The sequence below is a fragment of the Photobacterium kishitanii genome, from assembly GCF_000613045.3.
GTDB classification, from domain to species: domain Bacteria; phylum Pseudomonadota; class Gammaproteobacteria; order Enterobacterales; family Vibrionaceae; genus Photobacterium; species Photobacterium kishitanii.
Window position 1 is genome coordinate 312,657 of sequence record NZ_LN794352.1, and the last position, 20,868, is coordinate 333,524.

Consider the following 20,868-nt stretch of genomic DNA (forward strand, 5'->3'; position numbering starts at 1 on the left):
CAAGTTAACACCACGTTGGCATGGTCGTGATGGAAGTCAGACTAAAATAGAAATATCAACTAAACACCCATATTAAGTAACAATTAGGTATGATGGTTAACAATTTATGGTGGTTATAGTTTAGGTTGGCGTTACTCGCCTTATTAAACTACACGTATAAGGACAGTATGACCGATTTAAAAATATTAATTATCTTTGCGCATCCTGATCCTCAAGAATCCGTTGCGAATCAGACGCTATTAAATGAAATAAAACATTTACCGCATGTCACAGTGCATGATCTATATGCGACTTATCCTGACTTTTTTATTGATGAAGTTGCTGAGCGAGCGTTAGTGATGGCGCACGATGTGATTATTTTTCAGCATCCATTATATATGTACTCTTGCCCGGCATTACTCAAAGAGTGGCTTGATCGCGTATTAAGTAAAGGCTTTGCCCATGGAGAGGGGAAAGCGACGACGGGTAAATACTGGCGCTCAGTGATCACCACGGGGGGAGCAGCAGAGGCTTATAGTCCTGATGGTTATAATCGTTGCAGTATTGATGACATTTTAAAACCATTTGCGTTATGTGCTGATCTTTGTCGTATGCAGTGGTTATCGCCGTTAGTGTTGCATTGGGCGCGGCGCATTCCTGAGGCTGAACGACAGCAGCATGCGAAAATGTACCACCAGTGGTTAGTTAATCCTCACCAATATGCGCCCCAATTACCGTTAGCAGCAGGAGTTAACCATGGATAATGACTTTTTGTTGGTAATGGCAATTTTTTTAGGGGCGGCGATTATTGCGGTACCACTGGCACAACGATTGGGGCTAGGGTCGGTACTCGGATATTTAATTGCAGGAATAGGCATTGGCCCGTGGGGGTTAGGGTTAATTTCTGATGTGGATGCCATTTTACACTTCTCTGAATTTGGGGTGGTGTTATTACTGTTTCTAATTGGTTTAGAGCTTAACCCCAAAAAACTATGGCAAATGCGTAAACCGATTTTAGGCTTGGGTGGCAGCCAAGTGGTTATTACTACGGTAGTAATCGCAATAATTGCTTTGGGCTGTAGTCGTTTTTTTCCAGCTCTTGGTTGGCGTGATGCGATTGTGATTGGCATGGGGTTGGCATTATCGTCAACTGCGATTGCATTACGAGTGATAGACGAACAACAATTAAGCGGTAGCGAAACTGGTCAATCAGGATTTGCAGTGTTGTTATTTCAAGATATTGCGGTGATTCCAATGTTAGCACTATTACCGTTACTGGCGGGTAATGCGGGCGGTAATTGGCTTGATGGCATCTGGATGCTGGGTGGAATTGGTACTTTTCTCGTTGCCGGACATTTTTTATTGCGACCGTTATTTCGTTATGTGGTGATGAGTGGTGTCCGTGAATTGTTTAATGTCGCGGCTTTATTGCTGGTGGTAGGTATTGCACTGATTATGCAGATGATAGGTTTATCAATGGCACTAGGCGCTTTTCTTGCTGGGGTATTATTGGCAGAAAGTGAATATCGGCATGAGCTTGAAATTGCGATTGAACCGTTTAAAGGGTTATTACTGGGACTGTTTTTTATCTCGGTTGGTATGGCCGTTAACCTCGGATTGCTATGGCAGCACCCATTACAAATATTAGCGGTTGTTATTGCATTAGTGACGATTAAAGCTGGGGTGTTGTATCTGTTAGCGCGTTTATTTGGCGTAGGGGCGAAATCACGCAGTCAAATGGCGGCTATTTTGAGTCAAGGTGGAGAATTTGCGTTTGTGTTGTTTACCGCCGCTAAAGCTGGTGGCTTATTAGGTGGTGAATTAGCGCCGTTATTATTAGTGGTTGTCAGTCTTTCTATGATGACCACCCCGCTCATTTTGCAATTACAAAAACGTTGGTATGTGCGTAGTTTTAAAGCTGAAGATAATCATCAACCGCCATCGGATGTCATTGATCGCCAACCTCGAGTGATAATTACCGGTTTTGGTCGTTTTGGGCAGGTTGTGGGGCGATTACTGTTTGCTAATAAAATTCGAGTGACAGTTTTAGAGCGAGATCCTAGTCAAATTCAGTTTTTACGTAAGTTTGGCTATAAAGTTTATTACGGTGATGCAACCCAATTAGATTTATTACGCTCGGCTGGGGCTGATAATGCTGAAGCTTTGGTTATCTGTACCGATGACCCCTCTGAAGTGATGGAGGTTGTGACACTTTGCCAACAACATTTTCCGCAATTGAAATTAATGGCACGTGCTCGAAGTCGTGTAGAAGCGCACCAATTATTGAGTCATGGGGTTGAGTGCTTTTCTCGTGAAACATTTGAAGGTGCCCTTGATTTAGGTCGCCAAGCCCTTATATCTTTAGGCATGCATCCTTATAAAGCCAACCGTGCCCAAGCTCATTTTCGAAGAATAGATAGCCAAGCATTACGGGATCTGCTGCCTCAACATAGTGAAGAGGTTAATTTAGCATCACGTCAAAAAGAGGCCCGCAAAGAGCTCGAAGATATTTTTGATCGAGAAATGCGTGGTGAGCAGCAACGCCATCAAGGTTGGGATTAATCAAGGAGTGGTTAGGATGATCAAAAAACGATTTATTGCTGGTGCTATATGTCCTAATTGCCAAGCACAGGATACTTTACGCTGGTGGCAACAAAATGATGTTGAGCATATTGAATGTGTCGAATGTCAGCATATCGACACCCGTTTACCGCAATCAGTGCAAGAGAGTGAACAGCTTTCTTCAACAACTAAACACCAAGTGATAGGGATTTTTAAACCAGACTAATGTGATAATGGCATCTCAATGGTATTATCCTGTATGATACGGGGACAAAAACTATCACCCCAAGCTTAAATTTTGGAGTAAACATGAAAGTCGCTAAAGACACAGTAGTAAGCTTAGCTTACCAAGTGAAAACTGAAGAAGGTATCGTTGTCGATCAATCAACAGTTGAAGTACCTCTTGATTACCTACACGGTCATAACAACCTTATTCCTGGTCTGGAAAAAGCGCTTGAAGGCCATGTGGCAGGCGACAAGTTTGAGATAACTGTTGCTCCTGAAGAGGCTTACGGTGAGCACATGGACGAAATGGTTCAGCGTGTTCCTGCAAATGTATTCCAAGGTGTTGATGAAATTACTGTTGGTATGCGTTTCTTGGCTGATACTGATCAAGGTCCAATCCCTGTAGAAGTAACTGAAGTTGACGGCGACGAAGTTGTTGTTGATGGCAACCACATGTTAGCTGGTCAAACATTAGGTTTTGACGTTGAAGTTGTTGCTGTACGTGCTGCAACTGAAGAAGAAATCGAACACGGTCATCTACACCAAGGTGGCGGTTGTTGTGGTGGTGAAGGTGGTTGTGGCGATCACGGCGATGATGATTGCTGTGGTGGTGGTGATCACGATCACGCTAAAGCAGAAGGTTGTGGTGAAGGTAAGGGCGGCTGCGGCTGTTCTCACTAATCGCGTTTATCGCGATCATAAAAAAGGAAGCCTCGGCTTCCTTTTTTGTTTTTTATCTTGTCGAACCTCGAACCTCGAACCTCGAACCTCGAACCTCGAACCTCGAACCTCGAACCTCGAACCTTTACTTAATAATGTGGTGGTGGTGTTTCTTCCGACTCACTGGCCATATTAGAGGTTTGCATACCTTTAACTTTACCGACCATAAATTTCAGTTGTACTTCCATTCGATCAATCATAAATTGCTGCTTAGTTAGCGCTTCGTTTAATTCATCAATGGTTTGCTCTTGAAAAGCGAGTTTCATCTCAAGTTCATCAAGACGGCTTTGCAGTTGTTGTATCTCATTCATGGGATATCTTTCAGTCGGTTGACCAGGTTTGAGCGTAACCAGCTGATGAGCCAGCGACGACATTACCTGTAGGGCTAATAGCAACATCATACACCACTGCCGTAGCGGGTCGAGCCCCTGGTTGTACTTCTGCTCGCCAAGAACCAATATTTTTGCCGTTATCTGTGCGCCATAATTCTACTCGGCGTGAGGGCGTTCCCGTCACTAACAATTGCCCATTATCCGAAAATCGTACACTTGAGAGGGTTTGGTAGCGTAATTTGGTTGCTAATTGAGTGATTTTCTTACCAGTAGTTAAATCCCAAATAATGCTGTCATTATTAGCTGTAGTGGAAAAGGCTAATTTTCCATCCCGCTGAAGTGCAACTTGGCTGACGCGGCTGCTATGCTTAAATGAATAAATGATTTGGCCACTGTGGGTATCCCATAAATAAGCTTGATGATCATTACCGCCAGAAAGTGCGTAACGGCCATTGCCAGAAAGTGCCACACTATTGACCTTGTCACGGTGAGCTAAAAATTCGAGCCGCCGGCCATCAGTCAGATCAATAAACAGCGCTTTACCATTCGTTAATGCCAATAGCACTTCAGTACCATTATTGGCAATGGCAACATCTTGAATGGCAGCATCATCAATTGACCATAAACCATGGGCCTGTGACCATCCCAGATCCCATACTGCAAAATTTTGAGTTGTTGCGGTTATTGCATAGCGATTGTTATCTGATATTTGGCTGGTTATCACACTATTGTGATATTGATCTTGAGAACCAAAATCTGCTAACTTTTTGTTTTGCTGTAAATCCCATAGCGCGATACCTTGTAGCTTGGTGCTAACAAGTGCAAAACGGCCATCACGGCTAAGGCTAAAACTAGTACTACCTTGTTGAGCAAGATGCCAACGTTGGATTTCTGAATCAAAGAAAAAACAACCGCTTAAGGCAAAAGTAGAGAAAAATAGACTAACTGACAAAAATTTCTTGTACATTAAGCTCTGGTTCCGCTTGCTTAGGGTAACTAGATAAGAGAAATGAATCTGATTAAATAATTGCAGTGCTAGTTTTTACAGTTACTTAATCAGAGTGGTAGTAGTATATTGATATAATTTTGTTTTCATACTCATACTAATAAACACAGTTTAAAAGTGAGGCATGGCCTCAATGACTGATGGAGAAATACATGAAGCCTATTTTAAAGATGTCTGTATTAGCAGCAACAATCTTCCTTGCTGTGGGTTGTCAGGACGATAATAAAGCAGACACCAACAAGCCCGTTGAACCTGCAAAAGTTGAGCAAACAACGGCTTCAGCTGCTGTGGCAACAACAGATGCTGCTAAAGTTGAATTTAAAACTGAAGATCAAAAAGCAGCTTATGCAATTGGTGCATCACTGGCGCAATACTTATCAGCTAACCTTGATCAACAAAAAGAGTTAGGTCTAAATCTTAATCGCCAAGATGTACTTGCGGGGGTTGAAGACGTGTTTGCAGGCAAAAGCCGCATGACACAAGAGCAAACTCAGCAAGCACTACAATCACTTGATCAACGTGTTGCTAAGATTGTAGAGCAGAAAGCGAAAGCTGAAGCTGAAAAGAACATTAAAGTAGGTGACGAGTACCGCGCTAAATTTGCTAAAGAAGCCGGTGTTATTACCACTAAATCTGGCTTAATGTACAAAATCGAGAAAGAAGGTACAGGTGCAAAACCTGCTGCAACTGATACCGTTGAAGTTCAGTACAAAGGCATGCTAACTGATGGCACTGTTTTTGATAGCTCATACCAACGTAATCAACCAGCAACGTTCCCACTAAATCAAGTGATCCCTGGTTGGACTGAAGGCGTGCAATTAATGCCTGTTGGTTCTAAATTTGAATTTGTTATTCCACCACAACTTGCTTACGGCGCGCAAGCTAACCCAAGCATTCCTGCTAACTCTACTTTAGTTTTCCAAGTAGAATTATTAAGCATTAAAGGTGGTAAGCAAGCTCAGCAACCTGCCGTTGACGCAGTAAAAGCAGCAACGACAGCGACTAAAGCGCAATAAATTGTCACTTTTTAATGACAAAAAAGCGTAACAGTTGATCCAGGCCCGGCATATGTCGGGTCTTTTTTGTTCAATTATCTGATAAACTTACTTAGAAGATTTTAAATTTTATCAATTATATTGAATGCTTGTGGTGATAGATCAGGGCGATCGCATTGTAGATAAGCAGCAAAATGGAAGGTGATATCGTGATTTCAGTAGATAATTTTGGAGCAGAGATAATTGTTGATAGTGACATCGTTGACAGACGAATTTTTTCTGAACACGACGATAATATTCTGCGTGCATATGAAGCCGTTGTTGATGGCTTAGCCGCATTGATTGGGCCATTTTGCGAAATTGTTCTGCATTCCTTAGCAGATTTAAATACCTCGGCAATCAAAATAGCGAATGGACAAAATACTGGCCGTAAGGTGGGATCACCGATTACTGATCTTGCATTACGTTCGTTACGTGATATTCAAAATTCAGAACGTAATTTTTCTCGCGCTTATTTCACCCGTGCTAAAGGGGGGGACTTAATGAAATCAATCACTATCGCGATTCGTAATGGCGATAACAAAGTGATTGGTTTGCTATGTATTAACGTCAATCTTGATGTGCCATTTACTCAGATTCTGCAATCGTTTATGCCAACTGATGAAGCCAAGCAAGCGGCATCAAAAGTAAACTTTGCCAGTGATGTTGATGAATTGGTAGATCAAACAGTTGAACGCACTATCGAAGAAATTAATGCCGATAAAAATGTTTCAAATAATGCTAAAAATCGTCAGATAGTGATGGAGTTGTTTGATAAAGGTATTTTTGACATTAAAGATGCGATTAATCGTGTGGCTGATCGATTGAATATTTCTAAACATACCGTATATCTTTATATTCGTCAGCGAAAAACAGAGGATGGTGACAAGTGAGTTTAACTTATGCCATTGTTGTTAATGGCCCAGCTTATGGTACTCAAGCCGCACGCTCTGCTTATCAATTTTCATCTACACTTATTGAGCTCGGCCATACATTAACACGGGTATTTTTTTACCAAGATGGTGTTTTAAATGGTAATGCACTCACAGCACCAGCATCAGATGAATTTGATCTTGTGGCCGCATGGCAGCAATTAGCGCAGACACATCAGATCGAATTACACACTTGCGTAGCAGCGGCGTTACGTCGTGGCATTATTGGTGAACAAGAAGCACAACAAAATCAATTACCAAGCCATAATTTAGCGTCAGGCTTTGAGCAAGCAGGGTTAGGTGGTCTTACTGAAGTTTTACTCAGTGCTGATCGCGTTATTCAATTTTGAGGTTAAGTGAGTGAGCGACTTAGGGTTTGTTTTTCGTCAGCCACCTCATGGCACAAGCAGTGGTCGTGAAGGGCTTGATGCATTATTAGCGGCTTCTGCATATACCGAAGCATTAAGCGTATTTTTTATTGGTGATGGCGTTATGCAGTTGGTTCGTAATCAGCAACCAGATGCTATTTTGAGTCGTAATTATATTGCGACCTTTAAAATGCTGCCACTGTATGACATCGAAAATATATATGTTTGCCAACAGTCATTAGTCGAGCGTGGATTATGTCGTGAAGACTTATTAATTGATGTCATTGTTAGTCCCCGTATCGAGTTGGTGACAACATTACATCGTTGTCGTCAAATTCTAACTTTTTGAGGTGCCGATGTTACATACCGTGACCCGTTCACCATTTCAAAGCCACTCATTGGCACAATGTTTACAGTTTATTTGCCCTGGTGATGAGATCTTATTGCTCGAAGACGCTGTAATTGTCGCCATGAGCGAAAATATTTACTTTGATTTAATAAAAAATATTGGCGTAAAAATTTATTTACTGGAAGCCGACATTATTGCGCGTGGTTTGCAGGATAAATGTGATAAAGATCTAGATGTTATTGATTATAAAGGTTTTGTTTTGTTGACTGAACGACATGACAAGCACATGAAATGGGCATGAAAAGCCATTATTAGTAACGATATATGAACAAAAAAGTGACTGTTTAAGAAATGATCACTTAATTGATCGTTGGTTAGATCTTGACACCTTTAGGTGCGATGCCTAAAATTTCGCGTCCTCCTGTTGTTGGGAGGCAGATTTTTCACCTTACGAAAGTAACAATCAGGAGCTATTTAATGGCAACTATTAACCAGTTGGTACGTAAGCCACGTGCTAAGCAAGTTGTAAAAAGCAACGTGCCAGCACTAGAAGCGTGCCCACAGAAACGTGGTGTATGTACTCGTGTTTACACTACTACACCTAAAAAACCGAACTCAGCATTACGTAAAGTATGTCGTGTTCGTCTAACAAACGGTTTTGAAGTAACATCATACATCGGCGGTGAAGGTCACAACCTTCAGGAGCACTCAGTTGTTCTAATCCGCGGTGGTCGTGTTAAAGACTTACCGGGTGTTCGTTACCACACTGTTCGTGGTGCACTTGACTGTGCAGGCGTTAATGACCGTAAACAAGGTCGTTCTAAGTACGGTGTGAAGCGTCCTAAGTCTTAATGGATTCCGTTAAGTAAGGCCAAACACTAAAATTATTTAATTTTGAAGAAACTGAAAAGTTTTGGATAACCTGAAGAAGACAACGGAGATAATCCATGCCACGTCGTCGCGTAATCGGTCAGCGTAAGATCCTTCCAGATCCTAAATTCAAATCAGAATTGCTGGCAAAATTCGTTAACATCCTAATGGTTGACGGAAAGAAATCTACTGCAGAAAAAATTGTTTACTCTGCGCTAGAAACTATGGCTGAGCGTTCTGGTGAAGAACACCTAGCTGTATTCGAAAAAGCTCTTGAAAATGTACGTCCAGCGGTAGAAGTTAAATCTCGCCGTGTGGGTGGTTCAACTTACCAGGTGCCTGTAGAAGTACGTCCAGTACGTCGTAATGCACTAGCTATGCGTTGGTTGGTTGAAGCTGCGCGTAAGCGTGGTGAAAAATCTATGGCTCAGCGTCTTGCAGGCGAAATGCTTGATGCGGCTGACAACAAAGGTTCTGCTGTTAAGAAACGTGAAGACGTTCACCGTATGGCAGATGCGAACAAAGCGTTCGCACATTACCGCTGGTAATATAGCTGGTAATACCGCTTGGGCACAGCAGGTTATCCTGCTGTGCCTAAACCATTTTCTAAGGTTCACCTTAGTAAGAGGATACAATCGTGGCTCGCAAAACGCCCATCGAGCGCTACCGTAATATCGGTATCTGTGCTCACGTTGACGCCGGTAAAACAACCACTACTGAGCGCATCCTGTTTTATACAGGCCTATCTCATAAGATTGGTGAAGTACACGACGGCGCTGCTACTATGGATTGGATGGAGCAGGAGCAAGAACGTGGTATCACGATCACCTCTGCTGCAACGACCACCTTTTGGCGCGGTATGGACAAGCAGTTCGACGAGCACCGAATCAACATCATTGATACTCCTGGACACGTAGACTTCACCATTGAAGTTGAACGTTCATTACGTGTGTTAGATGGTGCTGTAGTTGTGTTCTGTGGTGCTTCAGGTGTAGAGCCTCAGTCTGAGACTGTATGGCGTCAAGCCGATCGATATGAAGTTCCGCGTATCGTTTTTATCAACAAGATGGATCGCACGGGCGCAGATTTTTTCCGCGTTATCGAGCAGATCAAACACCGTCTTGGTGCAACACCAGTGCCACTGCAATTAAATATTGGTACTGAAGATGAATTTAAAGGTGTAATTGACCTGATCAAGATGAAGGCCATTAACTGGTCTGATGCTGATCAAGGTACTAGTTTTACCTATGAAGATATTCCTGCTGACATGCAAGAGTTAGCAGATGAGTGGCGCATGAACTTAGTTGAATCAGCAGCAGAAGCTAATGATGAACTAATGGATAAATACCTTGAAGAAGGTGAACTGTCTGAAGTTGAAATTAAGGCAGGTCTTCGTCAACGTACCCTAAACAACGAAATCGTATTGGCAACTTGTGGTTCTGCATTTAAGAACAAAGGTGTTCAAGCCGTACTAGATGCCGTTGTTGATTATCTACCTTCACCAACTGAAGTAAAAGCAATTACAGGTGAAGACGAACATGGTAACCCTGTTGAGCGTCATTCAAGTGATGACGAACCATTCTCAGCACTAGCGTTCAAAATCGCAACCGACCCGTTCGTAGGTACATTGACTTTCATGCGCGTATACTCTGGCGTTGTTAATTCAGGTGATACTGTTTACAACGTGATTAAAGAAAAACGCGAGCGTTTAGGCCGTATCGTTCAGATGCATGCCAATAAACGTGAAGAGATCAAAGAAGTGCGCGCTGGCGATATCGCTGCAGCCATTGGTCTTAAATTTGCGACAACAGGCGATACCTTGTGTGATCAAAATCATAAAGTGATTCTTGAGCGCATGGAATTCCCTGAACCCGTTATTCAGATTGTGGTTGAACCACGCTCTGTAGCCGACCAAGATAAGATGACAATCGCGCTAGATAAATTAGCAGCAGAAGATCCATCTTTCCGCGTCGAAACCGATGCTGAATCAGGTCAGATTCTAATTTCTGGCATGGGTGAGCTTCACCTTGATATCATCGTCGATCGTATGAAACGTGAATTTAACGTCAACTGTAACGTAGGTAAACCTCAGGTTGCTTATCGTGAAACCATTCGTGGTAAGACTAAAGTTGAAGGTAAATTTATTCGTCAGGCTGGTGAAACCGGCGGCCGTGGCCAATATGGTCATGTGTGGCTGAATCTTGAACCATCAGAGCCAGGTGAAGGTTTCGTATTCGTAGATGAAATTGTTGGTGGCAGCGTACCTAAAGAATATATTAGTGCGGTTGCTACAGGTCTCGAAGAACAAATGAAGAGTGGCGTGTTAGCAGGCTACCCAATGATTGACGTTAAAGCGACGTTAGTTGATGGTTCTTACCACGACACTGATTCAAGCGAAATAGCATTTAAAATCGCAGGTTCAATGGCATTACGACAAGGTGCACTAGATGCAACTCCAGTTTTGCTTGAGCCAATGATGAAAGTTGAAATTACCACGCCAGAAGATTGGATGGGTGATGTCGTTGGTGACCTTAACCGTCGCCGCGGTATGATCGAAGGTATGGAAGAAGGCAACGCGGGTATTAAAATTATTCGTGCGCAAGTTCCACTATCAGCAATGTTCGGATACGCAACTGATTTACGATCAGCAACACAAGGCCGTGCGTCTTATTCGATGGAATTTAGCGAGTACGCTGAAATGCCAAAGAACGTTACTGATAAAATTATTGCTGAACGTATTTAATTTCATTATTGCGTCAATGGCTATTGGCGCATAAAATACAAACTTCAGAGCCGTCCCCGACCTAGTAGGGGGCGTATCTTAACTAGGAAGGAACACAATCGTGTCTAAAGAAAAATTTGAACGTCTAAAACCGCATGTTAACGTTGGTACAATCGGTCACGTTGACCACGGTAAAACAACTCTAACAGCTGCTATCTGTACTACACTTGCAAAAGTGTACGGTGGTGTTGCTAAAGACTTCGCATCTATCGATAACGCTCCAGAAGAGCGCGAGCGTGGTATCACAATCTCAACTTCTCACGTTGAGTACGATACTCCTACTCGTCACTACGCACACGTAGACTGTCCTGGACACGCCGATTATGTTAAAAACATGATCACTGGTGCTGCTCAAATGGATGGTGGTATCCTAGTTGTTGCTGCAACTGACGGTCCTATGCCACAAACACGTGAGCACATCCTACTTGGTCGTCAAGTTGGTATTCCTTACATCATCGTATTCATGAACAAGTGTGACATGGTTGATGATGAAGAACTACTTGAGCTAGTAGAGATGGAAGTTCGTGAACTTCTTTCTGAGTACGATTTCCCAGGTGATGATTGCCCAGTAATCATGGGTTCTGCACTAGGCGCGCTAAACGGCGAAGCTGAGTGGGAAGCTAAGATTGTTGAACTAGCTGAAGCGCTAGATACTTACATTCCAGAGCCAGAGCGTGCTATCGATCTACCATTCATCCTTCCAATCGAAGATGTTTTCTCAATCCAAGGCCGTGGTACTGTTGTAACTGGTCGTATTGAGCAAGGTATCGTTAAAGTTGGTGACGAAGTTGCTATCATCGGTATCGTAGACACTATTACAACTACTTGTACTGGTGTTGAGATGTTCCGTAAGCTTCTTGACGAAGGTCGTGCTGGTGAGAACGTTGGTGTTCTTCTACGTGGTACTAAGCGTGATGACGTTCAACGTGGTCAAGTTCTTGCTAAGCCAGGTTCAATCACTCCACACACAACTTTCACTTCAGAAATCTATGTGCTTTCTAAAGATGAAGGTGGTCGTCACACTCCTTTCTTCAAAGGTTACCGTCCACAGTTCTACTTCCGTACAACTGACGTAACTGGTACTATCGAGTTACCAGAAGGCGTTGAAATGGTAATGCCTGGTGATAACATCTCTATGACTGTTACTCTAATCGCACCTATCGCGATGGATGAAGGTCTACGTTTTGCTATCCGTGAAGGTGGCCGTACAGTTGGTGCTGGTGTTGTTGCAACTATCATTGCTTAATAGCAATTAGTGCACCACTAAGTACTAAATAAAAAGGAAGCTTCGGCTTCCTTTTTTTATATCTGTACATTTGAATCAGTAGTGGGGGAGCAAATAACCGTATATTATGATTTAAGTTATTGATAAAATAGATGAATAATTAGAAGGTTGTTTATTTATCGATCAAAGCTTGCTTTCAAAAATGTGATCTGTATAATGCTCGTCACTGCCTAAGACAAAGTCTTGTAAGCGCTGTTGTGAACCAATAAGCATTGAGGAGAAACTTACTGCAGGCTATGCCGAGTATGTTTCATAATGAATACTCTGACTTATGTTCGCAGTCATTAAATTGGCTGACAATGCATCCGATAGGGATGCTACGTTCACATAAATCAATCGACATTCCTTCGTCTTTACGAACGTGAGTGGCGATATTGTTTGTGTAATTTTTATTTGGAGCTCTGTCTAATGCAGAACCAACGTATTCGTATCCGCCTAAAGGCGTTCGATCATCGTTTGATCGACCAGTCTACTGCGGAAATCGTTGAAACAGCTAAGCGTACTGGCGCACAGGTTAAGGGTCCAATCCCTCTTCCTACTCGCAAAGAGCGCTTCACTGTTCTTATTTCTCCACACGTTAATAAGGACGCACGTGACCAGTACGAAATTCGTACACACAAGCGCCTTATCGACATCGTTGAGCCTACAGACAAAACTGTTGATGCTCTGATGCGTCTAGATCTAGCTGCTGGCGTTGACGTACAGATCAGCCTAGGTTAAGGGGAGATAAGAGAATGATTGGTCTAATCGGTCGTAAAGTGGGCATGACCCGCATCTTTACCGAAGATGGCATTTCTATTCCAGTTACTGTTGTTGAAGTTGAAAACAACCGCGTTACTCAGGTTAAATCTGTAGAAACTGACGGTTACAACGCTATTCAAGTAACAGCTGGAACTAAGAAAGCTAGCCGCGTATCTAAGCCAGAAGCTGGTCACTTTGCGAAAGCAGGTGTAGAAGCTGGTCGCGGTCTTTGGGAATTCCGTCTAGAAAATAATGAAGAATTCGCAGTTGGCGCTGAGCTAAGTGTTGAAATCTTTAACGAAATTAAAAAAGTAGACGTTACTGGTACATCTAAAGGTAAGGGCTTCCAAGGTGCTATTAAGCGCTGGAACTTCCGTACTCAAGATATGACCCATGGTAACTCCTTGTCTCACCGCGCTCCGGGTTCAATTGGCCAATGTCAAACTCCAGGTCGTGTATTTAAAGGCAAGAAAATGGCTGGTCACATGGGTGCTGAGCGTGTAACGACTCAAAACCTAGAGATCGTACGTGTTGACGCTGAGCGCAATCTGCTTCTTATTAAAGGTGCAGTCCCTGGTGCTACAGGCGGTAACGTGATCGTTAAACCAGCTGTTAAAGCGTAACGTCGAGGAGTTAGTAATGGAATTGGTAGTCAAAGGCGCTAACGCGCTAACTGTCTCCGAAACTACTTTTGGGCGTGATTTCAATGAAGCGCTTGTACACCAAGTAGTTGTTGCGTTTGCAGCAGGTGCTCGTCAGGGTACACGTGCTCAGAAGACTCGTTCAGACGTTTCTGGTGGTGGCGCTAAGCCATGGCGCCAGAAAGGTACTGGTCGCGCTCGTGCAGGTACAATCCGCAGTCCGCTATGGCGTTCTGGTGGTGTTACTTTCGCTGCTCGTCCTCAGGATCACAGCCAAAAAGTAAACAAGAAAATGTACCGCGGTGCTATGAAGAGCATTCTTTCTGAGTTAGTTCGTCAAGAGCGTTTAATCGTTGTTGAAAACTTCACTCTAGAAGCACCAAAGACAAAAGCACTAGTTGCTAAGCTTAAAGAGCTTGAGCTAACTGATGCACTAATCGTAACTGGCGAACTAGATGAGAATCTATTCCTTGCAGCACGTAACTTATATAAAGTAGACGTACGTGATGCAGCGGCAATCGATCCAGTTAGCTTGATCGCTTTCGATAAAATTGTAATGACTGCAGCTGCAGTTAAAGCAATTGAGGAGATGCTAGCATGATCACTGAAGAGCGTATTTTAAAAGTTCTACGTGCTCCGCACATCTCTGAAAAAGCATCAATGGCTGCTGAAAACGCGAATACTATCGTGTTTAAAGTTGCTATTACTGCGACAAAGAGAGAGATTAAAGCAGCAGTTGAAAAACTGTTTGAGGTTGAAGTTAAGTCTGTAAATACTCTTATCACTAAGGGTAAGACCAAACGTCAAGGTATGCGCCAAGGCCGTCGTTCAGACGTGAAGAAAGCGTATGTTATCTTGAAAGAAGGTCAAGACATCGACTTCGCTGGTAGTGCAGAGTAAGGCTAGGAGCAAAGAAGAATGGCTATTGTAAAATGTAAGCCGACTTCCCCAGGTCGTCGCCACGTAGTAAAAGTGGTTAACTCTGACCTGCATAAGGGTAAGCCGTACGCACCACTACTAGAGAAAAACTCTAAGTCAGGTGGTCGTAACAATAACGGTCGTATCACAGTACGTCATATCGGTGGTGGTAACAAACAACACTACCGTCTAATTGACTTTAAACGTACTAAAGATGGCATCCCAGCGAAAGTTGAGCGTCTAGAATACGATCCAAACCGTAGCGCAAACATTGCTCTAGTTCTGTACGCAGACGGTGAGCGCCGCTACATTATCGCACCTAAAGGTATCCAAGCTGGTGATATGATCCAGTCTGGCGAAGATGCTGCTATCAAAGTTGGTAACACTTTACCAATGCGCAACATCCCAGTAGGTTCAACAGTACACTGTGTTGAACTTAAGCCTGGTAAAGGTGCACAGCTGGCTCGTTCAGCTGGTGCATACGCTCAGATCATTGCACGTGCAGGCACTTATGTGACTCTACGTCTACGTTCTGGTGAAATGCGTAAAGTTCTTGCTGACGGTCGTGCGACTCTAGGTGAAGTTGGTAACGCAGAACACATGCTACGTGAGCTAGGTAAAGCTGGTGCTTCACGCTGGCGCGGTGTTCGTCCAACTGTACGTGGTGTTGTAATGAACCCAGTGGATCACCCACACGGTGGTGGTGAAGGTCGTACATCAGGCGGTCGTCATCCAGTAACACCTTGGGGCGTTCCAACTAAGGGTTATAAGACTCGTAGCAACAAGCGCACCGACAAGTACATCGTACGTCGTCGTAATAAGTAATTATAAAGAGGATACGCCATGCCACGTTCTCTCAAGAAAGGTCCATTCATTGACCTACACTTGCTGAAGAAGGTAGAGAAAGCGTTGGAAAGCGGAGACAAAAAGCCTGTTAAGACTTGGTCCCGTCGCTCAATGATCATCCCTCAGATGATCGGTTTGACCATCGCTGTCCATAATGGTCGTCAGCACGTTCCTGTTTTCGTTTCTGAAGAAATGATCGGTCACAAGCTAGGCGAATTTGCACCAACACGTACTTACCGCGGTCATGCTGCGGATAAGAAAGCTAAAAAGCGCTAAGGAGTAGGTAATGGAAGCTATCGCTAAACATCGCTTTGCTCGCATCTCGCCGCAAAAAGCTCGTTTGGTTGCAGATCAACTGCGCGGTAAGCCAGTTGCTCAAGCTCTAGAAATTCTTAACTTCAGCAACAAAAAAGCTGCTGATTTAATCAAGAAAGTTCTAGAGTCAGCTATCGCTAACGCAGAACACAACGAAGGCGCAGACATTGATGATCTTAATGTTGCTAAAATCTTCGTTGACGAAGGTCCTACCATGAAGCGTATTATGCCTCGTGCTAAAGGCCGTGCCGATCGCATCTTGAAGCGTTCTAGCCACATCACTGTTGTTGTAGCAGACCGCTAAGAGACTAGGAGAGAAAGCAATGGGTCAGAAAGTACATCCTAATGGTATTCGTTTAGGCATCTGTAAGCCTTGGAATACCACTTGGTTTGCTAACAGCCAAGAATTCGCTGACAACCTAGACGGCGATTTCAAGGTACGCCAGTTCCTTACTAAGGAACTAGCAAAAGCATCTCTATCACGCATCGTTATCGAGCGTCCTGCTAAGAGCATCCGTGTGACTATTCACACTGCTCGTCCAGGCGTAGTAATCGGTAAGAAAGGCGAAGACGTAGAGAAACTACGTGCAGCAGTAGCGAAGATCGCGGGCGTTCCAGCTCAGATCAACATCGCTGAAGTACGTAAACCAGAACTAGATGGTCAACTAGTAGCAGACAGCATTTCGTCTCAGCTAGAGCGTCGTGTTATGTTCCGTCGCGCGATGAAGCGTGCAGTTCAAAACGCTATGCGTCTTGGCGCTAAAGGTATCAAAGTTGAAGTAAGCGGCCGTCTAGGCGGTGCTGAAATTGCACGTACTGAGTGGTACCGTGAAGGCCGTGTGCCTCTACACACTCTTCGTGCTGACATTGACTACGCAACTTCTTCGGCTCACACCCAATACGGTGTTATCGGCGTTAAAGTTTGGATCTTCAAAGGTGAAGTTCTAGGCGGCATGCCGGTTGAAGAGCCAAAGGCTGACAAGCCTAAGAAGCAGCGCAAAAGCCGTAAATAAGGAGTTTATTGATGCTGCAACCTAAACGCACTAAATTCCGCAAGGCCTTTAAAGGTCGTAACCGCGGTCTAGCGAACGGTACTGATGTAAGCTTTGGTCAATTTGGTCTTAAAGCTGTTGGTCGTGGTCGACTAACTGCTCGTCAGATCGAAGCTGCACGTCGTGCTATGACTCGTCATGTAAAACGTCAGGGCCAAATCTGGATTCGTGTATTCCCAGACAAACCAATCACATCTAAGCCTCTTGAAGTTCGTCAAGGTAAAGGTAAGGGTAGTGTGGAGTACTGGGTTGCACAGATTCAACCAGGTAAAGTTCTATACGAAATGGGTGGTGTTCCTGAAGCACTAGCTCGTGAAGCATTTAATCTTGCTGCACGTAAGCTACCAATCAAGACAACATTCGTAATTAAGGCGGTGATGTGATGAATGCACTAGATCTACGCGCTAAAAGCGTTGAAGAGCTTAATGCAGAGCTTGTGAATTTGCTACGTGAACAGTTTAACTTGCGCATGCAAGCTGCGACTGGTCAACTACAGCAGACTCATAATCTTAAAACTGTACGTCGTGATATCGCACGTGTTAAAACTGTACTGACTGAGAAGGCTGGCGCATAATGAGCGATCAAATCCGTACTCAGCTTGGTCGTGTAGTTAGCGACAAAGGCGATAAGTCTATTGTTGTTGCTATCGAGCGTAAAGTGAAGCACCCGATTTACGGTAAGTACATCACACGCACGACTAAGCTTCATGCACATGACGAAAACAACGAATGTGGCCTAGGCGACATGGTTGAAGTTCGTGAGTGCCGTCCAATGTCAAAGACTAAGTCTTGGGCACTGGTACGCGTAGTTGAAAAAGCACGTATCTAATTACTGACTTTTCAGCTATTTAAGTAAGCGGCCCTGAAAAACTTAGGGCCGTTCATTTTTTTATCTACCCATCGGTCGAAAATGGTGTTATTATTCGCCGCCTTTGAAGAAAAGGCATATCGACTCGATTTGGGTCTAGATGTTTTAAATTAGCGGAGCACTAACATGATCCAAATGCAAAGTATGCTTGATGCTGCGGATAACTCCGGCGCACGTAGCGTAATGTGTATTAAGGTTCTGGGTGGTTCTCACCGTCGCTATGCACATATCGGTGACATCATCAAGATTACTGTAAAGGAAGCAATTCCACGCGGTAAAGTTAAGAAAGGTGATGTACTGAAAGCGGTGGTTGTACGCACCCGTAAAGGCGTTCGTCGTCAAGATGGCTCTGTCATTCGCTTTGACCGTAATGCTTGCGTATTGTTGAACGACACTACTGAGCAACCTATCGGTACCCGTATCTTTGGCCCTGTGACTCGTGAACTTCGTAATACGAAATTCATGAAGATTGTATCACTAGCGCCAGAAGTACTTTAAGGAGCGACTATAATGGCAGCTAAAATCCGTCGTAACGACGAAGTTATCATTCTTGCTGGTAAAGATAAAGGCAAGACTGGTAAGGTAACTAAGGTTCTAGCAACCGGTAAAGTTATCGTTGAAGGTATTAACATGGTTAAGAAACACCAGAAGCCGGTTCCGGCAATGGGTGTTCAAGGCGGTATCGTTGAGCAGGAAGCTGCGATCGATGCGTCTAATGTTGCTATCGTTAACGGTCAAGGTAAAGCGGACCGTGTAGGCTTCCGATTTGAAGACGACAAAAAAGTTCGTTTCTTTAAATCGACTGGCGAAACTATCAAGTAAGTTTGGAGTAGTACTATGGCGAAACTGCATGATTACTACAAAGAGACTGTTGTAAAAGACCTTGCTGGCAAGTTCGAATACAAGAGTATCATGCAAGTCCCAAGGATCGAAAAGATCACACTTAACATGGGTGTGGGCGAAGCTATCAACGACAAGAAGCTGCTAGAAAACGCTGCTGCTGACATGACTGCAATTGCAGGTCAGAAGCCGCTAATCACAGTAGCACGCAAGTCAGTTGCAGGCTTTAAGATCCGTGAGGGCTACCCTATTGGCTGTAAAGTAACCTTACGTGGCGAGCGTATGTGGGACTTTTTCGAGCGTCTAATTTCAATTGCTGTACCTCGTATTCGAGATTTCCGTGGTTTAAACCCGAAATCATTCGATGGTCGTGGTAACTACAGCATGGGCGTTCGTGAGCAGATCATCTTCCCAGAAATCGATTTCGATAAAGTAGATCGTGTACGTGGTTTAGACATCACAATCACAACTTCTGCTAAATCTGATGAAGAAGCTCTAGCTCTACTGTCTGCTTTTAACTTCCCATTCCGTAAGTAAAAGTAAGGGTTACTAATGGCTAAAGAATCAATGAAGGCACGTGAAGCTAAACGTGCCAAGCTAGTAGCTAAGTTCGCTGAAAAGCGTGCAGCGCTAAAAGCTCTAATTAGCGACGTGAATGCGTCTGAAGAAGATCGCTGGAATGCAGTGCTTAAACTTCAGTCACTACCACGTGATTCTGCGAAGTCTCGTCAGCGTAATCGCTGTAACCAGACTGGACGTCCACACGGCTACCTACGTAAGTTCGGTCTTAGCCGTATCAAGGTTCGTGAAGCTTGCATGAAAGGCGAGATTCCGGGTCTACGTAAAGCAAGCTGGTAATACCAGTAAGCAATTCAGAATCACGGAGTATTAACTTATGAGCATGCAAGATCCGATTTCGGATATGCTGACCCGTCTTCGTAACGGTCAGGCAGCGAAAAAAGTTGCTGTTAAAATGCCATCTTCTAAGCTTAAAGTTGCAATTGCAGCATTATTACAAGAAGAAGGTTTCGTGGCAGACTACACTGTAACAGGTGATGTTAAGCCAGAGCTAGAAGTTACACTTAAGTACTTCGAAGCTAACCCAGTTATTGAGCAAATCCAACGTGTATCACGTCCTGGTCTACGCATCTACAAGAAAAAAGGTGCGCTACCATCAGTGATGGGTGGCCTTGGTATTGCTGTTATTTCCACTTCCAAGGGTCTTATGACCGACCGCGCTGCACGCAAAGCGGGTCTTGGCGGTGAGATTATCTGCTACGTAGCATAATAGGAGTAGAACATGTCTCGTGTTGCAAAAGCACCAGTAGTTTTCCCTGCCGGCGTAGAAGTTAATCTTAACGGTCAGGAAATTACTGTTAAAGGTTCAAAAGGCGAATTAGTTCGTGTTATGAACCCAGCAGTAGTTCTAACTTTGGAAGAGAACAAAGTTACTTTCGGTCCTCGTGAAGGGTTCGATAAAGCTTGGGCACAAGCAGGTACTGCTCGTGCACTAGTTAACAACATGGTTGTTGGTGTTACCGAAGGCTTCACTAAGAAGCTGACTCTTAAGGGTGTAGGTTACCGTGCTGCTATCAAAGGCAACGCTGTAGGCTTAACTCTAGGTTTCTCTCATCCAGTTGAGCACGAACTTCCAGCAGGTATCAAAGCTGAATGTCCATCACAAACTGAAATCGTACTTACAGGTACAGATAAGCAGTTGGTTGGTCAGGTAGCTGCTGATATTCGCGCTTACCGCAGCCCTGAGCCTTACAAAGGCAAAGGTGTTCGTTACGCCGACGAAGTTGTGCGTACTAAAGAAGCTAAGAAGAAGTAAGGTAACACTATGGATAAGAAAGCATCTCGTATCCGTCGTGCGACCCGAGCACGTCGTAAGATTGCTGAACTGGGCGCAACTCGTCTAGTTGTACACCGTACTCCACGTCACGTGTACGCTCAGGTAATCGCACCGAACGGCTCTGAGGTTATCGCAGCTGCTTCTACTTTAGAAAAAGCGATCCGTGAGCAAGTTAAGAGTACCGGAAACAAAGACGCTGCTGCAGTTGTAGGTAAAACTATTGCTGAGCGCGCGATTGAAAAAGGCATCTCTAACGTTGCATTTGATCGCTCTGGTTTCCAATACCACGGCCGTATCGCGACACTAGCAGAAGCTGCTCGTGAAGCTGGTCTGAAATTCTAAGGTAGGC

The 20,868-nt window shown here is 44.0% G+C and carries 33 protein-coding genes; 31 read left to right on the plus strand and 2 right to left on the minus strand.

The window, feature by feature from the left end; genetic code table 11:
• Positions 1-167 precede the first annotated feature (167 nt).
• The 4 genes from kefG to slyD all read left to right on the plus strand — a co-directional run bounded on the left by kefG (position 168) and on the right by slyD (position 3,447).
• A complete protein-coding gene (gene kefG / locus PPBDW_RS01645; protein WP_036789527.1) occupies positions 168-743 on the plus strand; it encodes a glutathione-regulated potassium-efflux system ancillary protein KefG in 576 nt (191 codons plus the stop codon).
• Entirely contained in the window at positions 736-2,541 is a 1,806-nt protein-coding gene (gene kefB, locus PPBDW_RS01650) for a glutathione-regulated potassium-efflux system protein KefB (RefSeq protein WP_036789530.1), read from the plus strand. The genes kefG and kefB overlap by 8 nt, the downstream gene beginning before the upstream one ends.
• A gap of 16 nt (positions 2,542-2,557) precedes the next feature.
• The gene (locus PPBDW_RS01655; RefSeq protein ID WP_036789533.1) at positions 2,558-2,767 is read left to right on the plus strand and encodes a YheV family putative zinc ribbon protein; all 210 of its coding nucleotides are present in this window, start codon (positions 2,558-2,560) and stop codon (positions 2,765-2,767) included.
• Positions 2,768-2,850: 83 nt separating this feature from the next.
• A complete protein-coding gene (gene slyD, locus PPBDW_RS01660) occupies positions 2,851-3,447 on the plus strand; it encodes a peptidylprolyl isomerase (RefSeq protein WP_036789535.1) in 597 nt (198 codons plus the stop codon).
• Between the two features lie 128 nt (positions 3,448-3,575).
• Here the strand turns inward: slyD and PPBDW_RS01665 are convergent, their stop codons facing one another.
• Together PPBDW_RS01665 and PPBDW_RS01670 are read right to left on the minus strand one after the other, a co-directional pair.
• Positions 3,576-3,797: a SlyX family protein gene (locus PPBDW_RS01665; protein WP_036789545.1), complete on the minus strand. Its 222-nt coding sequence runs from the start codon at positions 3,795-3,797 to the stop codon at positions 3,576-3,578.
• Between the two features lie 10 nt (positions 3,798-3,807).
• The gene (locus PPBDW_RS01670; RefSeq protein WP_036789547.1) at positions 3,808-4,785 is read right to left on the minus strand and encodes a WD40 repeat domain-containing protein; all 978 of its coding nucleotides are present in this window, start codon (positions 4,783-4,785) and stop codon (positions 3,808-3,810) included.
• A gap of 191 nt (positions 4,786-4,976) precedes the next feature.
• Between PPBDW_RS01670 and fkpA the strand changes: the two genes are divergently transcribed.
• The 27 genes from fkpA to rplR all read left to right on the plus strand — a co-directional run bounded on the left by fkpA (position 4,977) and on the right by rplR (position 20,861).
• Positions 4,977-5,840, plus strand: a complete 864-nt coding sequence (gene fkpA / locus PPBDW_RS01675; RefSeq protein WP_036789555.1) for an FKBP-type peptidyl-prolyl cis-trans isomerase — start codon at positions 4,977-4,979, stop codon at positions 5,838-5,840.
• Between the two features lie 188 nt (positions 5,841-6,028).
• Complete coding sequence (locus PPBDW_RS01680) at positions 6,029-6,751, plus strand: helix-turn-helix transcriptional regulator (protein ID WP_036789687.1); 723 nt, start codon at positions 6,029-6,031, stop codon at positions 6,749-6,751.
• Positions 6,748-7,140, plus strand: a complete 393-nt coding sequence (tusD, locus tag PPBDW_RS01685) for a sulfurtransferase complex subunit TusD (RefSeq protein ID WP_036789557.1) — start codon at positions 6,748-6,750, stop codon at positions 7,138-7,140. The genes PPBDW_RS01680 and tusD overlap by 4 nt, the downstream gene beginning before the upstream one ends.
• Before the next feature lie 10 nt (positions 7,141-7,150).
• A complete protein-coding gene (gene tusC / locus PPBDW_RS01690) occupies positions 7,151-7,507 on the plus strand; it encodes a sulfurtransferase complex subunit TusC (RefSeq protein ID WP_036789560.1) in 357 nt (118 codons plus the stop codon).
• Between the two features lie 7 nt (positions 7,508-7,514).
• Positions 7,515-7,808 (plus strand): sulfurtransferase complex subunit TusB, encoded by a 294-nt coding sequence (gene tusB / locus PPBDW_RS01695; protein ID WP_036789563.1) that lies wholly within the window; start codon positions 7,515-7,517, stop codon positions 7,806-7,808.
• 176 nt (positions 7,809-7,984) lie between these two features.
• Positions 7,985-8,359, plus strand: a complete 375-nt coding sequence (gene rpsL / locus PPBDW_RS01700; protein ID WP_004399892.1) for a 30S ribosomal protein S12 — start codon at positions 7,985-7,987, stop codon at positions 8,357-8,359.
• A gap of 95 nt (positions 8,360-8,454) precedes the next feature.
• Complete coding sequence (rpsG, locus tag PPBDW_RS01705) at positions 8,455-8,925, plus strand: 30S ribosomal protein S7 (RefSeq protein ID WP_005371760.1); 471 nt, start codon at positions 8,455-8,457, stop codon at positions 8,923-8,925.
• 89 nt (positions 8,926-9,014) lie between these two features.
• Positions 9,015-11,120 (plus strand): elongation factor G, encoded by a 2,106-nt coding sequence (fusA, locus tag PPBDW_RS01710; RefSeq protein WP_036789570.1) that lies wholly within the window; start codon positions 9,015-9,017, stop codon positions 11,118-11,120.
• A gap of 100 nt (positions 11,121-11,220) precedes the next feature.
• Positions 11,221-12,405 carry an elongation factor Tu gene (gene tuf, locus PPBDW_RS01715; protein ID WP_036789579.1) on the plus strand — a complete coding sequence of 395 codons (1,185 nt, stop codon included), beginning with the start codon at positions 11,221-11,223 and terminating at the stop codon, positions 12,403-12,405.
• A gap of 447 nt (positions 12,406-12,852) precedes the next feature.
• A complete protein-coding gene (gene rpsJ, locus PPBDW_RS01720) occupies positions 12,853-13,164 on the plus strand; it encodes a 30S ribosomal protein S10 (RefSeq protein ID WP_002541412.1) in 312 nt (103 codons plus the stop codon).
• 14 nt (positions 13,165-13,178) lie between these two features.
• On the plus strand, positions 13,179-13,808 hold the full coding sequence (gene rplC, locus PPBDW_RS01725) for a 50S ribosomal protein L3 (RefSeq protein ID WP_036789584.1): 630 nt from the start codon (positions 13,179-13,181) through the stop codon (positions 13,806-13,808).
• 16 nt (positions 13,809-13,824) lie between these two features.
• Complete coding sequence (gene rplD, locus PPBDW_RS01730) at positions 13,825-14,427, plus strand: 50S ribosomal protein L4 (protein WP_036789587.1); 603 nt, start codon at positions 13,825-13,827, stop codon at positions 14,425-14,427.
• Positions 14,424-14,726 carry a 50S ribosomal protein L23 gene (rplW, locus tag PPBDW_RS01735; RefSeq protein ID WP_036789589.1) on the plus strand — a complete coding sequence of 101 codons (303 nt, stop codon included), beginning with the start codon at positions 14,424-14,426 and terminating at the stop codon, positions 14,724-14,726. Before rplD ends, rplW begins: the two co-directional genes overlap by 4 nt.
• An 18-nt stretch (positions 14,727-14,744) precedes the next feature.
• A complete protein-coding gene (rplB, locus tag PPBDW_RS01740; protein ID WP_036789591.1) occupies positions 14,745-15,569 on the plus strand; it encodes a 50S ribosomal protein L2 in 825 nt (274 codons plus the stop codon).
• An 18-nt stretch (positions 15,570-15,587) separates the two neighbouring features.
• The gene (gene rpsS, locus PPBDW_RS01745) at positions 15,588-15,866 is read left to right on the plus strand and encodes a 30S ribosomal protein S19 (RefSeq protein WP_005302795.1); all 279 of its coding nucleotides are present in this window, start codon (positions 15,588-15,590) and stop codon (positions 15,864-15,866) included.
• A 10-nt stretch (positions 15,867-15,876) separates the two neighbouring features.
• The gene (gene rplV, locus PPBDW_RS01750; RefSeq protein ID WP_005302797.1) at positions 15,877-16,209 is read left to right on the plus strand and encodes a 50S ribosomal protein L22; all 333 of its coding nucleotides are present in this window, start codon (positions 15,877-15,879) and stop codon (positions 16,207-16,209) included.
• Between the two features lie 19 nt (positions 16,210-16,228).
• Positions 16,229-16,918 (plus strand): 30S ribosomal protein S3, encoded by a 690-nt coding sequence (rpsC, locus tag PPBDW_RS01755; protein WP_036789594.1) that lies wholly within the window; start codon positions 16,229-16,231, stop codon positions 16,916-16,918.
• 11 nt (positions 16,919-16,929) lie between these two features.
• Positions 16,930-17,340 carry a 50S ribosomal protein L16 gene (rplP, locus tag PPBDW_RS01760; RefSeq protein WP_036789596.1) on the plus strand — a complete coding sequence of 137 codons (411 nt, stop codon included), beginning with the start codon at positions 16,930-16,932 and terminating at the stop codon, positions 17,338-17,340.
• On the plus strand, positions 17,340-17,531 hold the full coding sequence (gene rpmC / locus PPBDW_RS01765) for a 50S ribosomal protein L29 (protein ID WP_036789604.1): 192 nt from the start codon (positions 17,340-17,342) through the stop codon (positions 17,529-17,531). The genes rplP and rpmC overlap by 1 nt, the downstream gene beginning before the upstream one ends.
• Positions 17,531-17,785, plus strand: coding sequence for a 30S ribosomal protein S17 (gene rpsQ / locus PPBDW_RS01770; RefSeq protein WP_036789606.1), 255 nt, complete (start codon positions 17,531-17,533; stop codon positions 17,783-17,785). Before rpmC ends, rpsQ begins: the two co-directional genes overlap by 1 nt.
• Before the next feature lie 165 nt (positions 17,786-17,950).
• Positions 17,951-18,322 carry a 50S ribosomal protein L14 gene (gene rplN, locus PPBDW_RS01775; protein WP_036789609.1) on the plus strand — a complete coding sequence of 124 codons (372 nt, stop codon included), beginning with the start codon at positions 17,951-17,953 and terminating at the stop codon, positions 18,320-18,322.
• 12 nt (positions 18,323-18,334) lie between these two features.
• Entirely contained in the window at positions 18,335-18,646 is a 312-nt protein-coding gene (rplX, locus tag PPBDW_RS01780; RefSeq protein WP_036789611.1) for a 50S ribosomal protein L24, read from the plus strand.
• Positions 18,647-18,661: 15 nt separating this feature from the next.
• A complete protein-coding gene (gene rplE / locus PPBDW_RS01785; protein WP_036789621.1) occupies positions 18,662-19,201 on the plus strand; it encodes a 50S ribosomal protein L5 in 540 nt (179 codons plus the stop codon).
• 15 nt (positions 19,202-19,216) lie between these two features.
• Positions 19,217-19,522, plus strand: a complete 306-nt coding sequence (rpsN, locus tag PPBDW_RS01790) for a 30S ribosomal protein S14 (RefSeq protein ID WP_005370985.1) — start codon at positions 19,217-19,219, stop codon at positions 19,520-19,522.
• A gap of 37 nt (positions 19,523-19,559) precedes the next feature.
• The gene (gene rpsH / locus PPBDW_RS01795) at positions 19,560-19,952 is read left to right on the plus strand and encodes a 30S ribosomal protein S8 (protein WP_036789627.1); all 393 of its coding nucleotides are present in this window, start codon (positions 19,560-19,562) and stop codon (positions 19,950-19,952) included.
• A gap of 12 nt (positions 19,953-19,964) precedes the next feature.
• Positions 19,965-20,498, plus strand: coding sequence for a 50S ribosomal protein L6 (gene rplF / locus PPBDW_RS01800; protein WP_036789632.1), 534 nt, complete (start codon positions 19,965-19,967; stop codon positions 20,496-20,498).
• Between the two features lie 9 nt (positions 20,499-20,507).
• A complete protein-coding gene (gene rplR, locus PPBDW_RS01805) occupies positions 20,508-20,861 on the plus strand; it encodes a 50S ribosomal protein L18 (RefSeq protein WP_036789636.1) in 354 nt (117 codons plus the stop codon).
• The last annotated feature ends 7 nt before the right edge of the window (positions 20,862-20,868 follow it).

Bases quoted from the DNA above. Each gene is read 5' to 3' on its own strand.
- rpmC (WP_036789604.1), top strand. From the start codon at position 17,340: ATGAATGCACTAGATCTACGCGCTAAAAGCGTTGAAGAGCTTAATGCA.
- rpsQ (WP_036789606.1), top strand. From the start codon at position 17,531: ATGAGCGATCAAATCCGTACTCAGCTTGGTCGTGTAGTTAGCGACAAA.
- kefG (WP_036789527.1), top strand. From the start codon at position 168: ATGACCGATTTAAAAATATTAATTATCTTTGCGCATCCTGATCCTCAA.
- rpsN (WP_005370985.1), top strand. From the start codon at position 19,217: ATGGCTAAAGAATCAATGAAGGCACGTGAAGCTAAACGTGCCAAGCTA.
- tusB (WP_036789563.1), top strand. From the start codon at position 7,515: ATGTTACATACCGTGACCCGTTCACCATTTCAAAGCCACTCATTGGCA.
- rpsH (WP_036789627.1), top strand. From the start codon at position 19,560: ATGAGCATGCAAGATCCGATTTCGGATATGCTGACCCGTCTTCGTAAC.
- rplN (WP_036789609.1), top strand. From the start codon at position 17,951: ATGATCCAAATGCAAAGTATGCTTGATGCTGCGGATAACTCCGGCGCA.
- rpsC (WP_036789594.1), top strand. From the start codon at position 16,229: ATGGGTCAGAAAGTACATCCTAATGGTATTCGTTTAGGCATCTGTAAG.
- rplV (WP_005302797.1), top strand. From the start codon at position 15,877: ATGGAAGCTATCGCTAAACATCGCTTTGCTCGCATCTCGCCGCAAAAA.
- kefB (WP_036789530.1), top strand. From the start codon at position 736: ATGGATAATGACTTTTTGTTGGTAATGGCAATTTTTTTAGGGGCGGCG.
- rplD (WP_036789587.1), top strand. From the start codon at position 13,825: ATGGAATTGGTAGTCAAAGGCGCTAACGCGCTAACTGTCTCCGAAACT.
- rplR (WP_036789636.1), top strand. From the start codon at position 20,508: ATGGATAAGAAAGCATCTCGTATCCGTCGTGCGACCCGAGCACGTCGT.
- rplW (WP_036789589.1), top strand. From the start codon at position 14,424: ATGATCACTGAAGAGCGTATTTTAAAAGTTCTACGTGCTCCGCACATC.
- PPBDW_RS01670 (WP_036789547.1), bottom strand. From the start codon at position 4,785: ATGTACAAGAAATTTTTGTCAGTTAGTCTATTTTTCTCTACTTTTGCC.
- rplF (WP_036789632.1), top strand. From the start codon at position 19,965: ATGTCTCGTGTTGCAAAAGCACCAGTAGTTTTCCCTGCCGGCGTAGAA.
- rplE (WP_036789621.1), top strand. From the start codon at position 18,662: ATGGCGAAACTGCATGATTACTACAAAGAGACTGTTGTAAAAGACCTT.
- rpsS (WP_005302795.1), top strand. From the start codon at position 15,588: ATGCCACGTTCTCTCAAGAAAGGTCCATTCATTGACCTACACTTGCTG.
- fkpA (WP_036789555.1), top strand. From the start codon at position 4,977: ATGAAGCCTATTTTAAAGATGTCTGTATTAGCAGCAACAATCTTCCTT.
- rplC (WP_036789584.1), top strand. From the start codon at position 13,179: ATGATTGGTCTAATCGGTCGTAAAGTGGGCATGACCCGCATCTTTACC.
- rplX (WP_036789611.1), top strand. From the start codon at position 18,335: ATGGCAGCTAAAATCCGTCGTAACGACGAAGTTATCATTCTTGCTGGT.
- rpsG (WP_005371760.1), top strand. From the start codon at position 8,455: ATGCCACGTCGTCGCGTAATCGGTCAGCGTAAGATCCTTCCAGATCCT.
- rplB (WP_036789591.1), top strand. From the start codon at position 14,745: ATGGCTATTGTAAAATGTAAGCCGACTTCCCCAGGTCGTCGCCACGTA.
- PPBDW_RS01655 (WP_036789533.1), top strand. From the start codon at position 2,558: ATGATCAAAAAACGATTTATTGCTGGTGCTATATGTCCTAATTGCCAA.
- PPBDW_RS01665 (WP_036789545.1), bottom strand. From the start codon at position 3,797: ATGAATGAGATACAACAACTGCAAAGCCGTCTTGATGAACTTGAGATG.
- rpsJ (WP_002541412.1), top strand. From the start codon at position 12,853: ATGCAGAACCAACGTATTCGTATCCGCCTAAAGGCGTTCGATCATCGT.
- rpsL (WP_004399892.1), top strand. From the start codon at position 7,985: ATGGCAACTATTAACCAGTTGGTACGTAAGCCACGTGCTAAGCAAGTT.
- rplP (WP_036789596.1), top strand. From the start codon at position 16,930: ATGCTGCAACCTAAACGCACTAAATTCCGCAAGGCCTTTAAAGGTCGT.
- slyD (WP_036789535.1), top strand. From the start codon at position 2,851: ATGAAAGTCGCTAAAGACACAGTAGTAAGCTTAGCTTACCAAGTGAAA.